The sequence below is a fragment of the Pseudomonas cannabina genome (assembly GCF_900100365.1).
In the GTDB taxonomy this organism is placed as follows: domain Bacteria; phylum Pseudomonadota; class Gammaproteobacteria; order Pseudomonadales; family Pseudomonadaceae; genus Aquipseudomonas; species Aquipseudomonas cannabina.
Genome location: NZ_FNKU01000001.1, coordinates 2,369,547 through 2,391,089, shown reverse-complemented (window position 1 = coordinate 2,391,089; position 21,543 = coordinate 2,369,547). Strand labels below are relative to the sequence as shown.

Here is a 21,543-nt window from a genome sequence, read left to right as displayed (position 1 = left end):
CGAGGGTCGCTCCCTCTTCTACGTCATGCACAGGTCTTGAGATGACTATCGTGCCAATGCTCCGCGTTGGCATGCAGTTCGTGACGCTCTGCGTCACAATTCTCCAGCCTGGCGAGAAAGCAAACGTAATCGAAACTCAGGCCCGCATTCGTATGCCTGAATCAGGTGTCAAGGCTCCAATGTGTGACGCGGAGCGTCACGAAATGCATTACCACGCGGAGTGGTTTGAGCCCCGTTTCCGGGCCCAGTGGGATTGATGCAAGCGATGAGCGCTTAAGGTGTGAATTTATCTCGTGACGCTCTGCGTCCCATCACACAAAAACAATAGTGGAGAACACCATGGCTGAAGCAAAAATATTGAGTGGTGCCGGGCTTCGCGGGCAAGTGGCCGGGCAGACGGCGCTGTCGACGGTGGGCATGGCCGGTGCGGGGCTGACGTATCGCGGCTATGACGTTCGCGAACTGGCCGCCGAGGCCCGGTTCGAGGAAGTCGCCTACCTGTTGCTGTATGGCGAACTGCCAACGCAAAGCCAGTTGTCCGCCTATATGCACAGACTCAAAAGCCTGCGCGATCTGCCACAGGCCTTGAAAGAAGTGCTGGAGCGCATTCCCGCCGACACCCACCCGATGGACGTCATGCGCACCGGCGCGTCGATGCTTGGCACGCTGGAGCCCGAGCTGAGCTTTGATCAGCAGCGCGACGCCACTGACCGCTTGCTCGCCGCCTTCCCGGCGATCATGTGTTACTGGTATCGCTTCAGCCACGACAGCAAGCGCATCGACTGCACCACAGATGAAGACTCCATCGGCGGGCATTTTCTGCACCTGCTGCTGGACAAGCCCCCCAGCGAACTGCATCGCAAGGTCATGGATGTGTCGCTGATTCTGTACGCCGAGCACGAATTCAATGCGTCGACCTTCACTGCCCGGGTGTGCGCATCGACTCTGTCGGACCTGTTCTCTTGCGTCACGGCAGCCATTGGCACCCTGCGCGGCCCGTTGCACGGCGGCGCCAACGAGGCGGCGATGGAAATGATCCGGCGTTTTGCCTCGGCAGACGAGGCGACTCAAGGCACGCTGGGCATGCTGGAGCGCAAGGAAAAGATCATGGGCTTCGGTCACGCCATCTATAAAGAGTCCGACCCGCGCAATGAGGTCATCAAGGGCTGGTCGAAAAAACTCGCAGATGAAGTCGGTGATAGCGTGCTGTTTCCGGTTTCGGAAGCCATCGACAAGGTCATGTGGGAGCAGAAGAAGCTGTTTCCCAATGCCGATTTCTACCACGCCTCGGCGTACCACTTCATGGGTATCCCGACCAAACTGTTCACGCCGATCTTTGTCTGTTCGCGGCTGACCGGCTGGGCCGCGCACGTTTTCGAGCAGCGCGCCAATAACCGCATCATTCGCCCGAGCGCCGAATACATCGGCGTCGAACAGCGCCGCTTCGTGCCCATCGAACAGCGCTGGAAGGGGCAGGGGAGCCGCTGACGAGCTCCCCGCCCGTATTCCGAACACTCCGTGATCGAGTCCCGCAATGAACAGTGAATTCCGCAAACCGCTTCCCGGTACCCGACTGGATTATTTCGACGCCCGTGCGGCTGTCGAGGCGATCAGGCCCGGCGCCTATGCCACATTGCCGTATACCTCGCGGGTGCTGGCCGAAAACCTAGTGCGCCGTTGCGATCCGGCAACCCTGACGGCGTCGCTGACACAACTCATCGAGCGCAAGCGCGACCTGGATTTTCCGTGGTTTCCGGCGCGGGTCGTGTGCCATGACATTCTTGGCCAGACCGCACTGGTGGACCTCGCCGGGCTGCGCGACGCGATTGCCTCGCAGGGCGGCGATCCGGCGCTGGTCAACCCGGTGGTGCCGGTACAGCTGATTGTCGATCATTCGCTGGCTGTCGAGGCTGACGGCAACGATCCGCAGGCGCTGGCCAAGAACCGGGCCATTGAAGATCGCCGCAACGAGGACCGTTTTCACTTCATTGACTGGACCAAGCGCGCATTCAAGAACGTCGAAGTGATTCCGCCCGGCAATGGCATCATGCACCAGATCAATCTGGAGAAAATGTCGCCGGTGGTGCAGGTGCTCGATGGCGTGGCTTTCCCGGACACATTGGTCGGTACCGACAGCCACACCCCGCATGTGGACGCATTGGGTGTGATTGCCATCGGCGTCGGCGGGCTTGAAGCCGAAAACGTCATGCTCGGACGGGCTTCGTGGATGCGTTTGCCGGACATTATCGGCGTCGAGCTGACCGGCCGCCGCCAGCCGGGTATTACCGCAACCGATGTGGTGCTGGCTCTGACCGAATACCTGCGCCAGCAGAAAGTCGTCGGCGCGTATCTGGAATTCTACGGCGCGGGGGCGTCGAGCCTGACCCTCGGCGACCGGGCGACCATTTCCAACATGGCACCGGAATACGGCGCGACCGCAGCGATGTTCTCCATTGACGCGCAAACCATCGATTATTTGCGCCTGACCGGCCGCGAAGACGAGCAGATCAAGCTGGTCGAGCTGTACGCCCGGCATACGGGCTTGTGGTCGGACAGCCTGAGCGAGGTGCACTACGAGCGCGTGCTGAGTTTCGATCTGTCCAGCGTGGTGCGCAACATGGCCGGGCCGTCCAACCCGCATGCACGGGTGGCGACTGCCGACCTGGCGGCCAGAGGCATCGCCGGGCAGTGGGACGAGGTGCCGGGGCAGATGCCGGATGGCGCAGTGATTATCGCGGCGATCACCAGTTGCACCAACACCAGTAACCCGCGCAACGTGATTTCGGCAGGTTTGCTGGCGCGTAATGCCAACCGCCTGGGGCTGACCCGCAAACCTTGGGTGAAATCCTCGCTGGCACCCGGCTCGAAAACCGTGGCGTTGTATCTGGATGCTGCGGGGCTGACGTCCGAGTTGGAGCAGCTGGGGTTCGGCGTGGTGGCGTTTGCCTGTACCACTTGCAATGGGATGTCTGGCGCACTCGATCCGCAGATCCAGCAGGAAATCATCGACCGTGACCTGTACGCCACGGCGGTACTGTCCGGCAATCGCAACTTCGACGGGCGAATTCATCCCTACGCCAGGCAGGCGTTTCTGGCTTCGCCGCCACTGGTGGTGGCTTATGCCATTGCCGGGACCATTCGTTTCGATATCGAAAACGATGTGCTGGGCGTCGCCGATGGCAAGGAAATCCGCCTCAAGGACATCTGGCCCAGCGACGAAGAAATCGACGCCGTGGTGCAGGCGTCGGTCAAGCCTGAGCAGTTTCGTCAGGTGTACATTCCGATGTTTGCCATCGACGAACACACCGGGCCGAAGGTCGAGCCGCTGTATGACTGGCGCCCGATGAGTACCTACATTCGTCGCCCGCCTTACTGGGAAGGCGCGCTGGCCGGCGAGCGCACGCTCACGGGCATGCGCCCGCTGGCGGTGCTGCCGGACAACATCACCACCGATCACCTGTCGCCGTCCAACGCCATCATGCTTGACAGCGCAGCGGGTGAATACCTGGCGAAAATGGGCCTGCCGGAGGAAGATTTAAATTCCTACGCCACCCACCGCGGCGATCACCTGACCGCCCAGCGCGCGACGTTTGCCAACCCGCAGTTGCTCAATGAAATGGCGGTAGTCGATGGCAAGGTGAAAAAAGGTTCGCTGACCCGCATGGAGCCGGACGGTCAGGTCACGCGCATGTGGGAAGCCATCGAAACCTACATGGCGCGCAAGCAGCCGTTGATCATCATTGCCGGTGCCGACTACGGTCAGGGCTCGTCCCGCGACTGGGCGGCCAAAGGCGTCAGGCTGGCGGGCGTCGAGGCGATTGCAGCAGAAGGTTTCGAGCGCATTCACCGGACCAATCTGGTCGGCATGGGCGTCTTGCCACTGGAGTTCAAGCCGGGTACCAGTCGCCTGACCCTGGGCATCGATGGCAGCGAGACCTTCGACGTGATCGGCCAGCGCACCCCGCGCGCCACGTTGACGCTGGTGATCCGGCGCAAGAATGGAGAACGGATTGAAGTGCCGGTGACCTGCCGTCTGGACACCGCTGAAGAACTCTCCATTTATGAGGCTGGCGGCGTGTTGCAGCGCTTTGCCCAGGATTTTCTGGAGGCTACGACCGTGACTTGATCGTTATATATAAGTCTCGCGGGAGCGATCGGGGCGGCGACCCGCATTGCTCGCGAAGAGGCTGGTACAGGCACGAAGACGTTGGCACAGTGCCCAGAAACAGTGCGTTTGGTCCAACGTCTTCGTGAGCAAGCTCACTCCCACAGGGATCTTTATTGCGCCTGATACTGCAGTTTTAGTCCCACGAAATTACAGGCTGGGCATTGTCCCTTGTGGGAGTGAGCTTGCTCACGAAGGCAATGGTTCAAACACCGCATGTCTGGAGACTGTGATGGCCTCTTCGCGAGCAATGCAGATCGCCGCCTCGGTCCCAAGCGTTGAACAGGACAACGAATTCATGGCTCACTCACCACAGATCCGAATCCCCGCCACCTACATGCGCGGGGGCACCAGCAAGGGGGTTTTCTTCAGGCTGACTGACCTGCCGGCAGCCGCGCAGACGCCCGGCCCGGCAAGGGATGCGCTGCTCTTGCGAATCATCGGCAGCCCCGACCCCTACGAAAAGCAGATCGATGGCATGGGCGGGGCGACGTCAAGCACCAGCAAGACGGTGATCGTGTCGCGCAGCAGCAAGCCCGATCACGATGTCGATTACCTGTTCGGTCAGGTGTCGATCGACAAGCCGTTCATCGACTGGAGCGGCAATTGCGGCAATCTGTCTGCGGCCGTGGGCTCGTTCGCTATCACCAATGCGCTGATCGACGCCAGCCGCGTGCCACAGAACGGCATTGCTGTCGTGCGCATCTGGCAGGCCAACATCGGCAAGACCATCATCGCTCATGTGCCGATCAGCAATGGCGAGGTACAGGAAGCCGGTGATTTCGAGCTGGATGGCGTGACGTTCCCCGCAGCGGAGGTGCAGCTCGAGTTTCTTGACCCTGCGGCGGATGAAGACGGCGCCGGCGGCTCGATGTTTCCCACCGGCAACCTGGTGGATGACCTGCACGTGCCCGGTCTCGGCACATTGAAAGCCACCCTGATCAACGCTGGTATCCCGACCATCTTCGTCAACGCCGCTGATATCGGCTACACCGGCACCGAGTTGCAGGGTGATATCAACGCCGATCCGCTCGCACTTGCCCGGCTGGAGACCCTTCGCGCCTATGGTGCCGTGCGCATGGGGCTGATCGGCAGCATCGATGAAGCTGCCACGCGCCAGCACACACCCAAGGTCGCCTTTGTCGCCGCGCCTGCCGATTATGTTTCCTCCAGTGGCAAGCCTGTCGCCGCGCAGGATATCGACCTGCTGGTGCGCGCCGTATCGATGGGCAAACTGCATCACGCCATGATGGGCACCGCTGCCGTGGCGATAGGTACTGCGGCGGCGATCCCTGGAACGCTGGTCAGTCTGGCCGCCGGTGGCGAGCCGCGCAGTGCGGTGCGCTTCGGTCACCCGTCCGGCACGCTGCGGGTCGGGGCTCAGGCTCTTCAGAAGGGCGGCGAATGGACAGTCACCAAGGCGATCATGAGCCGCAGCGCGCGAACCCTGATGGAAGGATGGGTGCGTGTGCCGCCACTGGGCGACTGAACCCTCTACTTGAAACGCCGCTCCACGCCTTTTTCCACCAGCACCTTGGCGGAGATTTCTTCCACCGAAAAATGCGTGGAGTTGATGTGCGGAATGTTCTCGCGGCGAAACAGGCTTTCCACCTCACGCACTTCGAATTCGCACTGTGCGTAGCTTGAATAGCGGCTGTTGGGCTTGCGCTCGTGACGAATGGCGGTCAGGCGGTCGGGGTCGATGGTCAGGCCGAACAGCTTTTCACGATGCTGCTTGAGCGCAGCAGGCAATTGCAGGCGTTCCATGTCGTCTTCGGTCAGCGGATAGTTGGCCGCACGAATGCCGAATTGCATGGCCATGTACAGGCAGGTCGGGGTTTTGCCGCAACGCGATACGCCGACCAGGATGATGTCGGCCTTGTCGTAATAGTGCGTACGCGCGCCGTCGTCGTTGTCCAGTGCGAAATTGACCGCTTCGATGCGCTCCATATAGTTGGAGTTGTGCCCGATGGAATGCGATTTGCCCACCGAATACGAGGAGTGTGAACTAAGCTCCTGCTCCAGCGGCGCGAGGAAGGTCGAGAAGATGTCGATCATGAGGCCGTTGGACGTCGCCAGAATCTCGCGGATGTCCTGATTGACGATGGTGTCGAAGATGATCGGGCGAACATCGTCCTTGTCGGCGGCATTATTGATTTGTTGTACCATCGCCCGCGCTTTCTCGACGCTGTCGATATAGGGCCTGGTGAACTTGTTGAAGGTAATGTTTTCAAATTGTGCCAACAGGCTTTGTCCCAGGGTTTCGGCGGTAATGCCGGTGCCGTCGGAGATGAAGAAAGCAGATCGTTTCATTTTTGTCCTTGATCTTAAGCCGTTGACGATTTCTGGATATCATAGGCGTGCTTGTTGACCCTGAGGGCCAGCAGGTACAGCTTTTTTCAAGGTTCAGGCTTTTGCCCGACCCCACACGCCCGAGGCCTCTCTACACGCGCCCGGGCGAATGAGCTTTTCCCAACAACAAACACAGTTAGTGGAGAGATCACCTTGGTAGAGTACGTAGTTTCCCTCGATAAGCTCGGCGTCCATGATGTGGAGCATGTGGGGGGCAAAAACTCGTCCCTCGGCGAGATGATCAGCAACCTCGCAGGCGCTGGTGTTTCAGTGCCGGGTGGCTTCGCGACTACGGCCCAGGCTTATCGTGATTTTCTCGAACTCAGCGGCCTGAACGATCAGATCCACGCGGCACTCGACGCCCTGGATGTCGATGACGTCAATGCGCTGGCCCGCACCGGTGCGCAGATCCGTCAGTGGATCATGGAGGCCGAGTTCCCCGAAAAGCTCAACGCCGAGATTCGCACTGCGTTTGCCGAATTGTCGGCAGGCAACCCTAATCTGGCCGTGGCCGTGCGTTCTTCCGCCACCGCCGAAGACCTGCCGGATGCCTCGTTTGCCGGTCAGCAAGAAACCTTCCTGAACATTCGCGGTGTCGAGAACGTGATTCGCGCCGCCAAGGAAGTGTTTGCCTCGTTGTTCAACGACCGGGCGATTTCCTACCGTGTGCATCAGGGCTTCGACCACAAGCTGGTGGCGTTGTCGGCGGGCGTGCAGCGCATGGTACGTTCCGAAACCGGTACGGCGGGGGTGATGTTTACCCTGGATACCGAATCCGGCTTCCGTGATGTGGTGTTCATCACCGGTGCCTACGGCCTGGGCGAGACTGTCGTGCAGGGCGCGGTCAACCCGGACGAGTTCTACGTGCACAAGGACACGCTGGCCGCTGGCCGTCCGGCGATTCTGCGTCGCAACCTGGGCAGCAAGGCGATCAAGATGATCTACGGCGAAGAGGCCAAGGCTGGCAAGTCGGTCAAGGTGATCGACGTCGAGCCTGCTGATCGTGCGCGTTTCTGCCTGACCGACGCCGAAGTCTCCGAGCTGGCCAAACAGGCGATGATCATCGAAAAGCACTACAAGTGCCCGATGGACATCGAGTGGGCCAAAGACGGTGACGACGGCAAGCTGTACATCGTGCAGGCGCGTCCGGAAACCGTGAAGAGTCGCGCTTCGGCCAACGTCATGGAACGTTATCTGCTCAAAGAGACCGGCAAGGTGCTGGTCGAAGGTCGTGCCATCGGTCAGCGCATCGGTGCCGGCAAAGTGCGGATCATCAAGGACGTGTCCGAAATGGACAAGGTCCAGCCTGGCGACGTACTGGTGTCCGACATGACCGACCCGGACTGGGAGCCGGTCATGAAGCGTGCCAGCGCAATCGTCACCAACCGCGGCGGGCGGACCTGCCACGCGGCGATCATTGCCCGCGAGTTGGGCATCCCGGCAGTGGTGGGCTGCGGCAACGCCACGCACACCTTGCAGGACGGGCAGGGCGTGACAGTCTCGTGTGCCGAGGGCGACACCGGTTACATCTTCGAAGGCGAACTGGGTTTCGACATCAAGACCAACTCGGTCGATGCCATGCCCGACCTGCCGTTCAAGATCATGATGAACGTCGGCAACCCGGACCGGGCCTTCGATTTCGCCCAATTGCCCAACGCCGGTGTCGGCCTGGCGCGTCTGGAATTCATCATCAACCGCATGATCGGCGTGCACCCCAAGGCACTGCTCAACTACTCTTTGCTGCCGCCTGAAATCAAGGACAGCGTCGACAAGCGGATTGCCGGTTACAACGACCCGGTCGGCTTCTATGTCGAGAAGCTGGTCGAAGGCATCAGTACCCTGGCTGCCGCGTTCACACCGAAAAAGGTCATCGTGCGCCTGTCGGACTTCAAGTCCAACGAATACGCCAACCTGATCGGCGGCAAGCTGTACGAGCCTGAAGAAGAAAACCCGATGCTCGGCTTTCGCGGGGCGTCGCGTTACATCAGCGAAAACTTCCGCGACTGCTTCGAACTGGAATGCCGTGCGCTCAAGCGTGTGCGCGAAGAAATGGGCCTGACCAACGTCGAGATCATGGTGCCGTTCGTGCGCACGCTGGGTGAGGCGAGTCAGGTTATCGACCTGCTGGCGGCCAACGGCCTGAAACGCGGCGAGAACGGCCTGCGCATCATCATGATGTGTGAGTTGCCGTCCAACGCGATTCTGGCGGAAGAGTTCCTTGAGTACTTCGACGGTTTCTCCATCGGCTCCAACGACCTGACCCAGCTGACGCTCGGTCTGGACCGCGACTCCGGCGTCATTGCCCACCTGTTCGACGAGCGTAACCCAGCGGTCAAGAAGTTGCTGTCCAACGCCATTCAGGCGTGCAACAAGGCGGGCAAATACATCGGCATCTGCGGTCAGGGGCCTTCCGATCACCCGGATCTGGCACGCTGGCTGATGGATCAGGGGATCGAGAGCGTGTCGCTCAACCCGGATTCGGTGCTGGAAACCTGGTTCTTCCTGGCCGAAGCGCAGGCGCCGGTCTGATCTGACGCATCACCCGTGCAGGCGATGTGACGTAAAGAACACCTGAGCCGTCATGTGGATCAGGTGTTTGAACGAGGCGGTTTCTTCGGAAGCCGCTTTTTTTATGCGCGTGTATTGAGAGTGCCCGAACGCCTTGATCCATTCCGTCTGTCCAGCCAGATAAAGAGTGATATGCAGAGCAGCAGCCAGCTTTTCCCCGTTGCCTTGATCAGTGCCGAACGTTGTGGCGATCTGGTCGAGGACGTTTACCGTCTGAAGCCCGCCAACAGCCCTGACCTGAGCGTCGAACTGGTGGTGACCCGTCTGGGGCGGGCCGATCAGCCCGACGTGCGTGGTGTGCCCGTGATTCTGCTGCATGGCAGCTTTTCCAACCGGCGCTTCTGGTATTCACCCAAAGGCTTCGGGCTGGGCGCTTATCTGGCCCGCGCCGGTTACGACGTGTGGATTCCGGAGATGCGCGGGCACGGCCTGTCGTCACGCAACCAGAGCTACCGCGCCAACTGCGTCGCGCAGTACGCTCGGTTTGACTTGCCCGCCATCGCTGCGTTCGTTGTCGAGCAAAGCGCCCAGGTGCCGCACTGGATCGGCCATTCACTGGGTGGCACCACGTTGGCTGCGGCGCTGGGCGGCCACTATCTGGGAACGGAAGCCGTGGCGTCGGTTGCACTGTTCGGCAGCCAGATCAGCCGCACGTACTGGCCGCTGAAAATTCCGCCATTGCAATGGTTGGCCCGTTTGCTGCTCAGGTCTTTCGAACATATCTCCGGGCCGCGTTTCAAAAGTGGACCGGAAGACGAGCCGATCGGTATGGTACTCGAAAGTCTGCGCTGGCATGGCCTGTTCGGGCGGTTTGGCGAACACGACAATCACTGGTGGGACGGGCTGAAGGCGGTACAAGTGCCGGTTCTCGCGGTTGCAGCCGTGGGCGATCATCAGGACCCGGTATGGGCCTGCCGCATGCTGTTCGACCAGATCGGCGGTGACCAGCACAAGCAATTCCTCTGCCTGGGGCGCGAACACGGCTTCAGCGAAGATTTCAATCATGTGCAGATGCTGATCAGCAAAGCCGCACAGCAACAGGTCTGGCCGCGGGTGCTTGGCTGGCTCAATGAGCAGTCTGTTCCTGAACAGGTCGCAGAGTTTCGGACGGCAGTGGGCAGTTAGCGGTTAAAGTCGCTATGGTTAGCGTCATTCGGTCGCGTCGGTTTCATTCTGTTCGCGATTTCATGCCTCAGCCCTGACAGGAGTTAACCTCATGCACTACATCACCCCCGATCTGTGCGACGCCTACCCGGAACAGGTGCAAGTCGTCGAGCCGATGTTCAGCAACTTTGGCGGACGCGATTCATTTGGCGGCCAGATCGTGACGCTCAAGTGCTTCGAAGACAACTCGCTGGTCAGGGAACAGGTCGAGCTCGACGGCAAGGGCAAAGTGCTGGTCGTCGATGGTGGCGGTTCGCTGCGTTGTGCGTTGCTGGGCGACATGCTGGCTGAAAAAGCGGCCAGAAATGGCTGGGAAGGCCTGGTGATCTACGGCTGCGTGCGCGATGTGGACATGCTGGCCCAGACCGATCTGGGCGTTCAGGCGCTGGCCAGCTACCCCAAACGCTCGGAAAAACGCGGCGTGGGGCAGCTCGATCTGCCGGTGACCTTCGGCGGCGTGACCTTCCGCCCCGGCGAGTACCTTTACGCCGACAACAATGGCGTTATTATTTCCCCCTCTCCTCTGACGATGCCGGAATAAGCGAAGTATCCATGTTCGATGAAGCAAACGCGCAGTGGGGGCTGGTTCATGCCCTCGTTCTGGACGGTAAAGGCGGGGCGCGTTTCATTGCTCGAACCGAACTGCAGGAACTCCAGTTGCAGCCGCAGGAAAGTCTTTGGCTGCATTGGGATCGCAGTCACCCGCAGACGCATGGCTGGCTGCGCACGGCCAGTGGCCTGAGCGAATTTGCCTGCGACCTGTTGCTCGAAGAAAACACCCGCCCGCGGATGCTGCCGTTGCCGGATCAGGAACTGCTGCTGTTTCTGCGCGGGGTGAATCTCAACCCCGGTGCAGAGCCGGAAGACATGGTCTCGGTGCGCATCTTTGCCGCCGCACAGCGAGTCATCTCGTTGCGATTGCGGCCGCTACGGGCCACTGAAGAGTTGATCGACCTGTTGGCGCAGGGCAAGGGGCCAAAGAACGCGGCGGAGCTGATTCTTTATCTGGCGCAATACCTCACCGACAAGGTTCAGGATCTGGTCGGTGAACTGACGGAATCGGTCGACGAAGAGGAAGAAAAGACCGACGCCGACGAACGGTATAACCCTGAGCACGGCAAACTGTTGCATATTCGCCGTCGCGCCGCGGGCCTGCGTCGCTTTCTCGGGCCGCAGCGGGATATTTATGGTCAGCTTTCGCGTATCAAATTGTCGTGGTTTGCGGATGAAGACGCGGATTACTGGAACGAACTGAACAACAGCCTGACCCGTTATCTCGAAGAGCTGGAATTGACCCGTGAGCGGGTGGGCCTGCTGCTGGAGTCCGAGGACCGGCGCCTGCGCGAGCACATGAACCGCACGATGTACCGCTTCGGCATCATTACCGGTATCTTCCTGCCGATGAGCTTTCTCTCCGGTTTGCTGGGCATCAACGTCGGTGGCATTCCAGGTTCGGACAGCTCGTATGGCTTTCTGGTGGCGTGCTTGCTCATCGTTGCCCTGGCTGCGGGGCAGTGGTGGCTGTTCAGGCGTTTGCGCTGGGTATGAAGTGGTCGGGAGTAGCGCGAACGCGTGGTTTTTTGCCGAGCCTGTGTGACTTGTTGTTTTCGCGTCGCGTCTTTGACTGACATTACGTGAGGTGCCTGATGCACGATCCGTTTGAAGAATCTTTACGCGACATGCTCAATTCTTCATCCTCCAGCCGGGATGACGATGCATGTCTGGGACGTGTCCTGAAGACCGCCAACCGCCAGGTCGGTGCCGGTGTGTTGTTCGGGTTGCTGGGCCGTTGGTCAGAGGCCTTGATGATCGCCGTGAACAACGGTTCGTCGCACGTTTCTCCTGTTTCTCGCCGCACCGTGGCCGGTGCGCGTTCTACCGATAAGGCTGATTGAGCGTGGAATTGAATCTCTGGACCCAGAGCCTTCTTGCTGCAATGACTGCATTGTGGACCAAAGTCGCCAACTTCATCCCTAACCTGTTCGGCGCGCTGGTCGTGGTACTGCTGGGTTTCGTCGTGGCCAAGCTGCTTGACGCGCTGCTGTCCAAATTGCTCGCCAAGCTGGGGCTGGATCGTCTGGTCAGTGGTACCGGATTGACCAAGCTCATTGGCCGGGCCGGTGTGAAAGTGCCGGTCTCGACGCTGATCGGCAAGATCGTTTACTGGTTCGTGCTGTTGATCTTTCTTGTATCGGCAGCAGAGTCGCTTGGTTTGCAGCGAGTGTCGGCTACGCTGGACATGTTGGCGCTGTATTTGCCGAAAGTTTTCGGTGCCGCACTGGTCTTGCTGGTCGGCGTATTGCTGGCGCAACTGGTCAACGGGCTGGTGCGCGGCGCTGCCGAAGGGGTCGGAATAGATTATTCCGCAGGCTTGGGACGAATTGCTCAGGGGCTGGTCATAATCATCAGCATCTCGGTCGCGATCAGCCAGCTTGAGGTCAAGACCGACCTGCTCAACCACGTTATCGTGATTGCCTTGATTACCGTTGGTCTGACAGTGGCGCTTGCCTTGGGCCTCGGGAGTCGGGAAATCGCCGGGCAGATCATTGCCGGAATTTATGTTCGCGAACTGTTTCAGGTTGGCCAGCAGGTACAGATAGGCGATACGGAAGGGCAGATTGAAGAGATCGGTACGGTCAAGACAACATTGCTGACAGAAGAGGGGGAGCTGGTGTCGTTTTCCAATCGCATCCTTCTTGAGCAGAGAGTAAGCAGCCGATAAGTGGCTAACCTGCTAATCTATGCCGCCACGCTGCCGATACAGGCCATGGCGGACATTGACCTGACTGTCGGCAAGATTTGTTTTGAATAAACCTCAACCGTTTTCGACGCGCTACGACCCACGCGAGCTCTCTGATGAGGAGCTGGTCGCGCGAGCCCATGTTGAGCTGTTCAATGTGACGCGGGCGTATGAAGAATTGATGCGTCGTTATCAGCGAACACTTTTTAACGTCTGTGCACGTTATTTAGGGAACGATCGCGACGCTGACGATGTCTGTCAGGAGGTGATGCTTAAGGTGCTGTACGGGTTGAAAAATTTTGAAGGTAAATCTAAATTTAAAACCTGGCTTTACAGCATCACCTACAATGAGTGCATCACGCAGTACAGGAAGGAACGGCGTAAGCGTCGCTTGATGGACGCATTGAGTCTGGATCCACTTGAGGAAGCGTCGGAAGACAAGACGCCCAAACCTGAAGAGCGGGGCGGACTCGATCGCTTGCTTGTGTATGTGAACCCGATTGATCGGGAAATTCTGGTCCTGCGTTTTGTTGCAGAACTGGAGTTCCAGGAGATCGCAGACATCATGCACATGGGCTTGAGCGCAACGAAAATGCGTTACAAGCGGGCGTTAGATAAATTACGAGAGAAATTTGCGGGAATCGCCGAAACTTAATACGGTGCAAATATCTCTTACGAACTGGCAAGGTCTGGTAGACTAGCCGACGAGTTGTCCCCATTGTGTGGGACTGCTTTATAATCATCAGATGGGGATTTAACGGATGAAACTGAAAAACACCTTGGGCTTGGCCATTGGTACTATTGTTGCCGCAACATCGTTCGGCGCTCTGGCTCAAGGCCAAGGCGCAGTCGAAATCGAAGGCTTCGCCAAGAAAGAGTATTACGACAGCGCTCGTAATTTCAAAAACGACGGCAACCTGTTCGGCGGCTCCGTTGGTTACTTCCTGACCGACGACGTTGAACTGCGTCTGGGCTACGACGAAGTTCACAACGTCCGTAGCGACAGTGGCAAGAACATCAAGGGCGCGAACACCGCTCTGGACGCTCTGTACCACTTCAACAACCCAGGCGACATGCTGCGTCCGTACCTGTCTGCTGGTTTCTCCGATCAAAGCATCGGTCAAGACGCTCGCAGCGGTCGTAACGGTTCGACCTTCGCCAACGTCGGCGGCGGCGCCAAGCTGTACTTCACTGACAACTTCTATGCCCGTGCAGGCGTTGAAGCTCAGTACAACATCGACCAAGGTGACACCGAGTGGGCGCCAAGCGTCGGTATCGGCGTAAACTTCGGTGGCGGCAGCAAGAAAGTAGAAGCAGCACCGGCTCCAGTAGCTGAAGTGTGCTCCGACAGCGATAACGACGGCGTGTGCGACAACGTCGACAAGTGCCCAGACACCCCAGCCAACGTAACTGTTGACGCTGATGGCTGCCCGGCAGTTGCTGAAGTGGTTCGTGTTGAGCTGGACGTCAAGTTCGACTTCAACAAGTCGGTCGTCAAGCCTAACAGCTACGGCGACATCAAGAACCTTGCTGACTTCATGCAGCAGTACCCATCCACCACCACCACTGTTGAAGGTCACACTGACTCCGTCGGTCCTGACGCTTACAACCAAAAACTGTCCGAGCGTCGTGCAAACGCCGTTAAACAGGTTCTGGTTAACCAGTACGGTGTTGGCGCTGGCCGCGTAAACTCGGTTGGTTACGGCGAATCCCGCCCAGTTGCTGACAACGCAACTGAAGCTGGCCGCGCAGTTAACCGTCGCGTAGAAGCACAAGTAGAAGCTCAAGCTAAGTAATTAGCCCGCTTGTACTGAAAAGCCCGGCTCAGGCCGGGCTTTTCTTTGTCTGCGATTTGAACAGCCATGCCGCGTAAAGTGGTTTCAGCCCGCCTGCGGCCCCAGTTGGTCGACAAGTGACTGACGCTGCTCGTTGCTGAAAGCAGCGACTGCACCGATGACCAGAATGGCAGGGCTTTTCAGCTCGAACGCAGCCGCATCCTGCTGCATGGTGTTCAGATTGCTCCAGCACTCGCGTTGCCAAGGCAGCGAGGCATTTTCAATCATCGCCACCGGCATTTCGCCGTTCATTCCTCCCGCCAACAGCTGCTTGCGAATCTCCGCCAGCTTCGCCACGCCCATGTACACCACCAGTGTCGTGCCGCCTTGTGCCAGCGCCTGCCAGTTGAGGCTGCTGTCGTCTTGAGTGTGCGCAGTGACCAGCGTGACGCCCCGGCTGACGCCGCGCAGGGTCAGCGAAATACCGCATTGGGTCGCGCCGGCCAGACCCGCCGTGATGCCGTTGACCAGTTCTACCGCAACCCCGTGCGCCTGCAACCACTGCGCCTCTTCGCCGCCACGTCCGAAAATACACGGATCGCCGCCTTTGAGGCGCACCACGCATTTGCCCTGACGGACATAACGCAGCATCAGGCGATGGATAAAGGCCTGCGGTGTCGAGCGGCAACCTCCGCGTTTGCCGACGGCGATGACGCGCGCAGCCGGGCAATATTCAAGCACTGCTGGGTTGACTAGATCGTCGATCAATACCACGTCGGCTTCACGCAGGGCGCGTACCGCCTTGAGGGTCAACAATTCCGGATCACCGGGCCCCGCGCCTACCAGCCAGACTTTTGCGCTCATGCCGTATTCCTCATTCAGTGACCGCCACGGTGTTGATCAGTCTTTTTATTTCCGGCACACAGGAACCGCACTGGGTCCCGCAGCCTAATTGAGTCTTGAGTTGATTCAGGTCCAGGCCGCGTTCGATACCGCTCATGACGGCACGTTGGCTGACGTTCATGCAGTTGCACAACGTCTTGTCCCGATGCTGCGCCGAGGCTTTGCCCGGCTCGCTGCTTAGCGGCGCCAGTAACCAGCGACGCAGAGACGCATCGAAGTGCTCTGCCTGCCACAGCGTGTGCAGCCAGTGCCGGGCGACGGTTTCACCCGCCAGACGGACAGCGGTAATGCGTCCCTCATCGATGCGCACCCGTTTGCCAATCGAACGCGCAGGGTCGTCGTACGCCATCACCGGCCCTTCATCAAGGCCCAGCAGGCGGTCGATGTCGCGCAACAGCTGTGGAGCGGGCGCTTGCGTACTGGCGGCGTTGATGATCAGTGCCGAGTGCTCGCGACCGCTGAGGTTCATGCTCAGGTAATCGAATGCGTCGCACAGCGGGCGCAGTTTTTCAATGCGTTGCTGCACATCGCCTTCGATCAGCGCAAAAAACTGCCAGGGTAAATGAGCTTTTTCGATTCTCACCCCGGAATGCTTGAGCTCGGGTTGTTTGGAGACCGGATCGAACGCTGCCTGGGTCAGGCTGTTCACACCACCCTTGAGGAACCGGTCACCCCAATGCATCGGCAAAAATGCCTGGCCGGGCGCTACGCTGTCGTCACTGCTCACCGGTACGACAAGCGCGCCACGGCGGCTGATCAAGCGCACCAAATCGCCGTTTAGCAGGTCGTGATGCTGCATTTCCTGCGGATCGAGGCTCAACACCGCCTCGCTGACATGCCCGAACAGACGGGCTGCGGTACCGGTGCGGCTCATGCCGTGCCATTGATCACGCAAACGTCCAGTGTTGAGCGTGAGCGGGTACTCGGTGTCCCGCAGTTCTCTGGCCGGGACATAGGCGTCGCACAGGAACTGCGCCCGCCCGGAAGCCGTCGGGAATACAGCGTCCGCGTAGAGGCGTGGCGTGCCTGCTGTCGCACCCGCTGGAAACGGCCATTGCTGTGGGCCTTGTCGGTCGATGAGCGCGCGGTCGATGCCGGACATGTCCAGATCGCGTCCGGCGGTAAGGCCTTTGAATTCATCGAACAAGGCGTCAGGGGTCTGGAAATCGAACAGCGCAGGCGCTTCTGGCTGCAAGCGTTTTTGCAGCCGCTGAGCGAAATCCACAGTGATTGCCCAGTCTGCGCGCGCTTCACCGGGGGGCGCGATGGCTTTGCGCACATTGGAGATACGTCGCTCCGAGTTGGTCACCGTTCCTTCCTTCTCGCCCCAGCTGGCGGCAGGCAGCAGCAGATCGGCAAAGCGTGCGGTTTCGGTGGTCTTGAAGGCCTCCTGAAGCACCACGAACGGGCAGCTTTCCAGCGCCTGTCTGACGCGGTTCTGATCAGGCAGTGATTGTGCCGGGTTGGTGCACGCGATCCACAGCGCCTTGATCGTGCCGCGCTGCAATTGCTCGAACAGTTCTATGGCCGACAGGCCGGGGTTGGCCGGCAAGCTGTCGACGCCCCAATAGTCAGCCACTTGGGCACGGTGTTCGGCATTGCCGGCATCGCGATGGCCGGGCAGCAGGTTAGACAGGCTGCCGGTTTCGCGTCCGCCCATGGCGTTCGGCTGACCCGTGAGCGAGAAGGGCCCTGCGCCAGGACGGCCGATCTGGCCGGTGGCAAGGTGCAGATTGATCAGCGCGCTGTTCTTGGCGCTGCCTGCGCTGGATTGATTCAAGCCCATGCACCACAGCGATAGAACGCTCGGTGACTCACCGATCCAGCGCGCGCAGGTGTGTAACTGCTGCGCAGAAATACCGCAGAGCGTCGCCACGTAGTCAGGCGGGTAGTTATCTGCCAGCGCGCTCAGTTCTGCATAGCCCTGGGTGTGGGCGGCGATGAAATCCGGATCGACTTGCTTGTCGCGTATCAACAGATGCAACAGGCCGTGGAACAGGGCTACGTCGGTTCCCGGCTGGACGGCCAGGTGCAGGTCTGCCAGTTCGCAGGTGTCGGTGCGCCGCGGATCGATGACGATGATTTTCATCTGCGGGCGGTGGCTTTTTGCCTCTTCCAGCCGCCGGAACAGGACGGGGTGCGCGTAAGCCATGTTGCTACCGACGATCAGCACGCAGTCGCTCAGCTCGATGTCCTGATAATTGCACGGCGGTGCGTCTGCGCCCAGGCTGCGTTTGTAACCGGCTACGGCCGACGACATGCACAGTCGGGAATTGCTGTCGATATTGTTGGTGCCGACCAGCGCCCGCGCCAGCTTGTTGAGCGCGTAGTAATCCTCGGTCAGCAACTGGCCGGAGATGTAGAACGCCACGCTGTCCGGGCCGTGCTCGCGAATGCTGTCGGCGAACACATTGGCAGCGTGCTCTAGCGCGGTATCCCAATCGGTGACGCTGCGCGCCAGTCCTTTGCTGAGGCGCAGCTCCGGGTACAACGCACGCGCGTCGACATCGCCGGTCAGGTGCAGGCTTGAGCCCTTGCTGCACAGTTTGCCGAAGTTGGCCGGGTGCGCCGGGTCGCCGCTGACACCCAGAATGTTCTGCCCGTCGTGTTCGATCAGCACGCCGCAACCGACCCCGCAATAACAGCAGGTGGAGGCGGTAACCTGTGTAGGATTGATGGCCAGGCTGGTCATGCGCAGGCGACCTCGTCAGCGGCCGGTTCGCCGAACATCAACTGGTTGCGGATCGCTGCAATGCCCTGACCGTCGCGGATCTGCTGCAAATACCAGCTGCCGTCTGCGGTGTCGCCGTACAGGCAGACACCGACCAGCACGTCGTTCTTGATCACCAGCTTCTTGTAGACCCCGCTGAACGGGTCGGAAAAGGTGATGCTTTCCGTGCCTTCGCCGCCGAGAAAGTCGCCGGCGGAGAACAGGTCGATGCCGGTGACTTTCAGTTTGGTCGAGGTGATCGAGCCCGGATAACGGGCAAAACCCAGTTGCGCAAGGTGATTGGCGCAGACCCGTGCCTGTTCGAAAAGCGGTGCGACCAGGCCATAGGCGATGCCGCGATGACTGACGCATTCACCGATGGCATAGATGCGCGGGTCGTAGGTCTGCAACGTGTCGTTGACCAGGACGCCACGGTTGCAAGGCAGGCCAGCCTCTTCGGCCAGCTCGGTGTTGGGGCGGATGCCGGCGGCCATGACCACCAGATCAGCGTCGATGACGTCGCCGTTCTTGAATTGCACCGCTCGCACGCGCCCGCGGTCATCGCCGAGCAAGGCTTCGGTCTGTTCATTGAGACGAAAACTCAGGCCGCGCTGTTCCAGTGCTGCTTGCAGCATCAGGCCGCTGGTCTTGTCCAGTTGACGTTCCAGCAGCGTCTGACCGTTATGCACCACCGTGACCTGCATGCCACGCAAGCTCAGGCCATTGGCCGCTTCCAGCCCAAGCAGGCCGCCGCCGATGACCACCGCACGCTTGTGCGTGGTGGCGGTATCGATCATCTGCCGGGTGTGGCTTATGTCGCGGTAGCCGATCACGCCTTCCAGTGTGTTGCCGGGGATCGGCAATATGAACGGGCGCGAGCCGGTGGCGATCAGCAAGCGGTCGTAATGCGCCTCGGTGCCGTCATCGGCAATGACCAGGCGTTTGATCCGATCGATTTTCACCACCCGACGGTTGAGCAACAACTGAATACTGTGGGTGTCGTACCAGGCCAGATCGTTGAGCACGATGTCCGCGAAGTCCTGCTCGCCTGCCAGCACCGGGGACAGCAGAATACGGTTGTAGTTGGGGTGCGGCTCGGCACCGAAGACCGTGATGTCGTACAGGTCTTCGCTTAGTTTCAGCAACTCTTCGAGTGTGCGCACGCCGGCCATGCCGTTGCCAATCATCACCAGTTTGAGTTTTTTCATCTTGCCTCCGAGTCGCCAGATAGCGGGCTCGACACAGTACGTGCAAACAAAAAAAGGCGTCCCGTCAGTTGCCTGATAGGGACGCCTTTGTCCGGTCCCGTTATCTCGGGAGGCGCAGCCTTCATCGTTGAGGGCTGCGCGTTATGAATGATCTGAAACAGGTCATGCAGCGCTTGTGCCAACTCGCAATCGGCCGTGTGACGGGGGATCACATGGCCGGTCAGGTGTGTTTCTGCACCGGGTTGAGGCGGGTCGCACAGAAGCGGGGCGGTTGCCGGTTGGCAAGTCGTGAATCAATGACGGCCCATGAGCCAGATCACCACGAGCAGATTGAGCAGCAGCGAAACCAGTGCCACGCTGCGCCAGACTTTCAGCGGTTCGCGTTCCAGCAGCGGCCGGGGCCGTGCAGCGACCGGGCGCAGTTCGGCCTGTTCCAGTTCCAGCAGCCATTGCTCGGCGGTTTCATAGCGATGTTGCGGATCGGCTTGCAGTGCCTTGTCGAGGTTTTGGCTCAGCCATTGCGGCAGATCGGGGCGGTAGCGGCTGGCGGGGATCGGCGTAGCGAAGCGACGATGTTGAAACGCCTCAATTTCGCCGTAGGGGTAATGGCCGGTCAGCAGGTAATACAGCGTGACACCGACGGCGTAAAGGTCTTGTTGCGGGGCAGGCTCGGCACCGTTGAAGGCTTCCGGCGCGATGTAGCTCGGTGTGCCGGGCAAGTCGTCGGGATTGACGGCTGACAGGCCGGGGCAAAATGCCAGACCGAAATCCAGCAGACGCAGTTCGCCATCGTCACCCAGCAGCAGGTTGTCCGGTTTTATGTCGCGATGAATGATATTGCGTCGATGCAGCAGACCGCTGGCGCGCAACAGCCGCGTCGAGAGGTCCTGCCATTGCGCGAGCGGCAAAGGGCCAGCGGCGACGAACAGCTCGGCCAGGGTGCGCCCGGAATGTTCGCGCATCACGTAATACAGGTGCTGGCGCTCTGCGAGCGGGTGCAGCTCGGGGAAGAAGCGCCCGGCAACCCGGCGCAAAAACCACTCTTCGAGCAGCAGCCCCTGGCCAGCCCCGGCTTCGTCATGGCGACTGGCAGGCAGGGTTTTCAGTAGCCAGGGCTGGCCATGTGCGTCGTTGACCCGATAAAGCATCGACTGCCGGGATTGCGCCACGACGCTGCCGACGCTCCAGCCTTCAAACATCTGGCCGTGCTTGAGCGCAGGCGGCAGCGGCCACTGTTGCAACTGTAACAACGCATCGCCCAAGTCATCTTCGCCGAGGCTGTCGACCTGGATCAGCAGCGCGCTGGCGTTGTCCTGACTGCCCGCCAGATGGGCCGCGCTGACCAGGGTTTTCACCGCCGCATCGAGGTCGTCGTGCTCGCCAAGAATCGAGCGAATGCTGGCATCGCCCAGCGTTGCCCAGACACCGTCGCTGACCAGTAACAGCCGCTCGCCCGCGCACAGTTCGCCGTTCAGGTAATCCATGACCACGTATTGATCGAGGCCCAGCGCGCGCTTGAGCACGTGCTGCATGTCGGCCTGTTCCCAGACGTGATCTTCGCTGATGCGCGTGAGCGTTCCGGCAGTCCAGCGATAAACCCGACAGTCACCGACATGCGCGAGGGTGAAGCGTCGACCGCGCAGCACCAGGGCGCTGAGAGTGGTCATCAGGCCGTTGGCCAGCAACCAGCGATTCTGCGCCAGCAGCAGCCGGTCAAGCGACTGAGCCACGCCCCAGGTTTCCGGTGTGGCGTAGTAATCCAGCGCCAGCGCTTGCAGCGTGGATTGGGCCGCCAGTGCACCGTCGGCACACTGGCTGACGCCGTCGGCAAGGGCGAACAGATAGCCCTTGCTGGCCGCTAGCGCCGCCACCGGTGTGACCAGCCGCAGCGCGTCCTGATTCTCCGCGCGCGGCCCGCTGGCACTGAACTCGGCAAAACGCAGTTGCAGCGTCATCGG

General features: G+C 60.1%; 15 protein-coding genes and 1 pseudogene. 11 read left to right on the top strand and 5 right to left on the bottom strand.

Annotated elements, in window-relative coordinates:
- Window positions 1-339 precede the first annotated feature (339 nt).
- From prpC to prpF, 3 genes are all read left to right on the top strand, one after another.
- Window positions 340-1,488 carry a bifunctional 2-methylcitrate synthase/citrate synthase gene (gene prpC, locus BLT55_RS11275; RefSeq protein ID WP_054998797.1) on the top strand — a complete coding sequence of 383 codons (1,149 nt, stop codon included), beginning with the start codon at window positions 340-342 and terminating at the stop codon, window positions 1,486-1,488.
- Between the two features lie 46 nt (window positions 1,489-1,534).
- A complete protein-coding gene (gene acnD, locus BLT55_RS11270; protein WP_054998798.1) occupies window positions 1,535-4,126 on the top strand; it encodes a Fe/S-dependent 2-methylisocitrate dehydratase AcnD in 2,592 nt (863 codons plus the stop codon).
- A gap of 337 nt (window positions 4,127-4,463) precedes the next feature.
- A complete protein-coding gene (prpF, locus tag BLT55_RS11265; RefSeq protein ID WP_054998800.1) occupies window positions 4,464-5,654 on the top strand; it encodes a 2-methylaconitate cis-trans isomerase PrpF in 1,191 nt (396 codons plus the stop codon).
- A gap of 5 nt (window positions 5,655-5,659) precedes the next feature.
- On the opposite strand, the gene ppsR is transcribed toward prpF, so the two are convergent.
- Window positions 5,660-6,478 (bottom strand): posphoenolpyruvate synthetase regulatory kinase/phosphorylase PpsR, encoded by an 819-nt coding sequence (gene ppsR / locus BLT55_RS11260; protein WP_054998799.1) that lies wholly within the window; start codon window positions 6,476-6,478, stop codon window positions 5,660-5,662.
- A gap of 192 nt (window positions 6,479-6,670) precedes the next feature.
- Here ppsR and ppsA point away from each other — a divergent pair, with 192 nt between their 5' ends.
- The 8 genes from ppsA (at window position 6,671) to BLT55_RS11220 (ending at window position 14,785) form a co-directional block, all read left to right on the top strand.
- A complete protein-coding gene (gene ppsA / locus BLT55_RS11255) occupies window positions 6,671-9,046 on the top strand; it encodes a phosphoenolpyruvate synthase (RefSeq protein WP_007249926.1) in 2,376 nt (791 codons plus the stop codon).
- A gap of 171 nt (window positions 9,047-9,217) precedes the next feature.
- Entirely contained in the window at window positions 9,218-10,210 is a 993-nt protein-coding gene (locus BLT55_RS11250; protein WP_054999563.1) for an alpha/beta fold hydrolase, read from the top strand.
- A gap of 91 nt (window positions 10,211-10,301) precedes the next feature.
- The gene (rraA, locus tag BLT55_RS11245; RefSeq protein WP_054999562.1) at window positions 10,302-10,790 is read left to right on the top strand and encodes a ribonuclease E activity regulator RraA; all 489 of its coding nucleotides are present in this window, start codon (window positions 10,302-10,304) and stop codon (window positions 10,788-10,790) included.
- A gap of 11 nt (window positions 10,791-10,801) precedes the next feature.
- Window positions 10,802-11,797, top strand: a complete 996-nt coding sequence (locus tag BLT55_RS11240) for a zinc transporter ZntB (RefSeq protein WP_054999561.1) — start codon at window positions 10,802-10,804, stop codon at window positions 11,795-11,797.
- A gap of 98 nt (window positions 11,798-11,895) precedes the next feature.
- The gene (locus tag BLT55_RS11235; protein ID WP_054999560.1) at window positions 11,896-12,144 is read left to right on the top strand and encodes a hypothetical protein; all 249 of its coding nucleotides are present in this window, start codon (window positions 11,896-11,898) and stop codon (window positions 12,142-12,144) included.
- A gap of 41 nt (window positions 12,145-12,185) precedes the next feature.
- On the top strand, window positions 12,186-12,971 hold the full coding sequence (locus BLT55_RS11230; protein WP_375233474.1) for a mechanosensitive ion channel family protein: 786 nt from the start codon (window positions 12,186-12,188) through the stop codon (window positions 12,969-12,971).
- Between the two features lie 82 nt (window positions 12,972-13,053).
- Window positions 13,054-13,644 (top strand): RNA polymerase sigma factor SigX, encoded by a 591-nt coding sequence (sigX, locus tag BLT55_RS11225; RefSeq protein ID WP_054999559.1) that lies wholly within the window; start codon window positions 13,054-13,056, stop codon window positions 13,642-13,644.
- A gap of 106 nt (window positions 13,645-13,750) precedes the next feature.
- Entirely contained in the window at window positions 13,751-14,785 is a 1,035-nt protein-coding gene (locus BLT55_RS11220) for an OmpA family protein (protein ID WP_007249919.1), read from the top strand.
- Window positions 14,786-14,869: 84 nt separating this feature from the next.
- Here the strand turns inward: BLT55_RS11220 and cobA are convergent, their stop codons facing one another.
- The 4 genes and pseudogenes from cobA to BLT55_RS11200 form a co-directional block, all read right to left on the bottom strand.
- Entirely contained in the window at window positions 14,870-15,628 is a 759-nt protein-coding gene (cobA, locus tag BLT55_RS11215) for a uroporphyrinogen-III C-methyltransferase (protein WP_054999558.1), read from the bottom strand.
- Window positions 15,629-15,638: 10 nt separating this feature from the next.
- Window positions 15,639-18,359 (bottom strand): nitrate reductase, encoded by a 2,721-nt coding sequence (locus BLT55_RS11210; protein ID WP_054999557.1) that lies wholly within the window; start codon window positions 18,357-18,359, stop codon window positions 15,639-15,641.
- An 8-nt stretch (window positions 18,360-18,367) separates the two neighbouring features.
- Window positions 18,368-19,585, bottom strand: a pseudogene (locus tag BLT55_RS11205) (NAD(P)/FAD-dependent oxidoreductase); the annotation flags it as partial.
- Between the two features lie 293 nt (window positions 19,586-19,878).
- Complete coding sequence (locus BLT55_RS11200; RefSeq protein WP_054999556.1) at window positions 19,879-21,540, bottom strand: bifunctional protein-serine/threonine kinase/phosphatase; 1,662 nt, start codon at window positions 21,538-21,540, stop codon at window positions 19,879-19,881.
- Between the last annotated feature and the right edge of the window lie 3 nt (window positions 21,541-21,543).